Source organism: Plectonema cf. radiosum LEGE 06105, from assembly GCF_015207665.1.
Lineage (GTDB): Bacteria > Cyanobacteriota > Cyanobacteriia > Cyanobacteriales > Nostocaceae > Rivularia > Rivularia radiosa_A.
The window spans coordinates 1-3,313 of the sequence record NZ_JADEWL010000276.1 but is presented as its reverse complement, the minus strand read 5'-3'; the positions used below and the strand labels follow the sequence as shown (position 1 = coordinate 3,313).

The 3,313-nt window shown below is 41.3% G+C and carries 2 protein-coding genes; one reads left to right on the top strand and one right to left on the bottom strand.

All coding sequences use genetic code 11. The features are described 5' to 3' along the window. Positions 1-362 precede the first annotated feature (362 nt). Complete coding sequence (locus IQ247_RS31865; protein WP_193926193.1) at positions 363-1,640, bottom strand: phospholipase D-like domain-containing protein; 1,278 nt, start codon at positions 1,638-1,640, stop codon at positions 363-365. 480 nt (positions 1,641-2,120) lie between these two features. Here IQ247_RS31865 and IQ247_RS31860 point away from each other — a divergent pair. Continuing rightward, the coding region (locus IQ247_RS31860; RefSeq protein ID WP_193926192.1) for a Coenzyme F420 hydrogenase/dehydrogenase, beta subunit C-terminal domain at positions 2,121-3,313 on the top strand (1,193 nt) is incomplete at its 3' end.

Here is a 3,313-nt window from a genome sequence, read left to right as displayed (position 1 = left end):
GACCAATACTTGAGTGAGGAGACTCATAAAAGCAAGTCAACTCGTAGAAAGAGAAAGCCCTTCATAGTGATATGAGGGAATCCCCCGCTATATCAGGTACTCCTGATTAGCGGTGGGAGGATGTCAAAATTATCGATAAGTACTTAGGCAAAATTAATTGTACATTTGTCATTGCGAGTTGAACGGAGTGAAACGAAGCATTCACCCGAAGGGTGCGGTTCATCGCAAGACTCTGAGATTGCTGAGTCCTTCGGACACGCTCCGCGAACGCTGTCGTAAGCGCTTCGCGCACGCTTACGCGAACGCTTCGGACACAAATAATTTTGCATACCCACTTATATAAATAATAAATTAATCATAAATTAAAGTTGTGACTGAAAGAATAAAACAGCACGACCTATTAACCGCTGCCAAATTGGACGTTTGTGCAATCTAGCTATATTCATTTGTTTGCATCGAGAAAATCCTAATAGAAATAGATCCTCAATATTTTTGACTAATTCTGGTTGAGATGTGGAAACATCAAGCTCATCATTATGAAAGAAGCTGCGGGAATCAAAATTAGCGCTTCCCGTACTTATCCAGCAATCATCAACAAGTAAAGCTTTGGCGTGCAACATACTAGGCTGATATTCGTTAATTTCAATACCTGCATTTAAAAAAGGTCGATATTGTTCGCAAGCTGCGTAGTATACAAATTTTTTATCTGACTTAGAACCATTAGTTAAAATACGTACTTCAACTCCTCTTTTTTTTGCTGCAATTAAAGCTTGTTTTAAATTATCATCAGGTACAAAATAGGGGCTAGAAATCCATAATCTTTTGCTTGCTGCGTAGATACTAGTTTGGAAAAGAGCCTTGATTGAAGAAGCGCGATAGGAAGGATCATCTCCTGCTGTTACCAAAATTTCTGGGTGATTCGCCGGTTGTGGATTAAAAATTCTTGTGTCTAAATCAGCGATGCCTTGCAGATATGCCCAATGTTGCATAAACATACCTTCTAGTACAGCAACCACAGCACCTTCAAAACGCATTTCAAAGTCATACCAAGCTCCGCTATTATTAATATCATCTTGCCCATCCCAAAAGTCTGAAATTCCGGCACCACCAATCAACGCAGTCTTTCCATCTATAATTAATAACTTGCGATGAGTGCGAGCAAGATAATCAATGGGCGCTCTGGGATTAAAAGAATTAAAAAACTTGATATCAACACCCGCAGCTTGTAAACGCCGCCAATATTTTTTGGGTAGTCCTTTTGTACCGTAATGGTCAACTATCAATTTTACCTCAACTCCAGCCGCAGCACGTTCGGCGATCGCAGCAGCAAATTCGTTGGCTCGTCTGCCTGGGGTCATAATAAATGTTTCAAAATGAATGCTATATTCAGCGTTATTGATAGCTTGTTGGCGAGCAGTAAAAATCGACGCAGCTTCAACCCAAAAATCCGTACAATTACCAGTAGTTGGAACTGAATTAGAAAGGCTTGCTAAAGCCAGAGCAAAACGTTTATCTTGGGGTTGGGGAACATTTGTAAATCTATAGGCAATACGCTGACGAAAAGTTCCTCGAAAATAAAAGATTAAGAAGATAGCGACAATACCGCCAAAAATAATTCCACCAATCCACCACAGTTCCATCGTCTCTGTAAAGTCCTAAAATTTTTGAAACTGTTTTAACTTTAACCAAAATATTTATCTACGGTTAAGCGTCTCCGTAAGGACATAGGGGAAAGCTCGCACTTCGGCTACCAGGCGGAATGTTAGACCATAGGAGTACGTAGGAATCAGTAAGCACATAGGGGAAAGCTCCCACTTCGGCTACCAGGGAGCGAGACGCTCCCACTACCACTCAGCAAATAAACTTGTTTCTGTCTAGGAAAATATTACAATCTACGATCAAAGTTTGTTTGAAGCCTCGCTTTGGGATATCTTATTCTTCAAACGACTGATAGTTCCATAGTGGTACAAGCCCCTGGATTTATCCGCAGAATTAAACCAGTATTTCCAAGCCCCTGAATTTATCAGGCAGCGCGTTGGAAGGCTTTCCCCGCTTGTAACGACTACCGTCCTTCGGCTTAATCCAAAATTTAAAATCCAAAATCTAAAATCTAAAATCGAATGACTTCTACGCTTCCTCACAAAAAAGCCAAAGCCCTCAAACCCAGTAGCCCTCGCCCTGCTAAAGAACTCTGTAGCGAGTGCGGACTGTGCGATACATATTATGTTCACTATGTCAAAGAAGCTTGTGCTTTTCTTAATCAACAAATAGCAGAACTCGAACAACAAAGTCATTCGCGATCGCGCAATCTTGACAACCCCGATGAACTTTATTTTGGGGTACAGCAAGAGATGATGACAGCGCGGAAAAAAGAACCGATTCCCGGCGCACAATGGACGGGGATTGTTAGTTCTATTGCCATTGAAATGCTCAATCGCGGTATTGTCGAAGGTGTGGTTTGTGTACAAAATACCAAAGAAGACCGTTTTCAACCAATGCCGGTTATCGCTCGTACTCCCGAAGAAATACTGGCAGCAAGAGTCAATAAACCAACATTATCACCGAATCTTTCTGTATTAGAGCAGGTTGAAAAATCTGGGATGAAACGCTTGTTGGTAATTGGTGTTGGTTGTCAAATTCAAGCGTTACGTGCTGTAGAAAAACAACTTGGTTTGGAAAAGCTTTATGTATTGGGTACCCCTTGCGTTGATAATGTTACCCGTGCTGGATTGCAAAAATTTCTGGAAACTACGAGTAAATCCCCTGATACAGTAGTGCATTACGAATTTATGCAAGATTTCCGGGTTCACTTCAAACATGAAGATGGTTCAACGGAAACCGTACCTTTCTTTGGTTTAAAAACAAATAAACTCAAAGATGTATTTGCTCCTTCTTGTATGAGTTGTTTTGACTACGTAAATTCCCTAGCAGATATTGTTGTTGGGTATATGGGCGCACCTTTCGGCTGGCAATGGATTGTGGTCAGAAACGAGCGTGGTCAGGAAATGTTGGATGTAGTCAAAGACCAGATAGATACCCAAGCCGTGATGTCCCAAGGAAATCGCCAAGCCGCAGTACAGCAAAGTATTCCCGCTTACGATCAAGGCGTGACACTTCCGATGTGGGCAGCCAAATTAATGGGTGTAGTAATCGAAAAGATTGGTCCCAAAGGTTTGGAATATGCCAGATTTTCTATAGATTCTCACTTTACCCGTAATTATTTATATACAAAACGCAATTATCCAGAGAAGTTAGATAAACACGTTCCGGAGTTTGCCAAGCGGATTGTTGGACAGTATAAGTTACCAGAGTG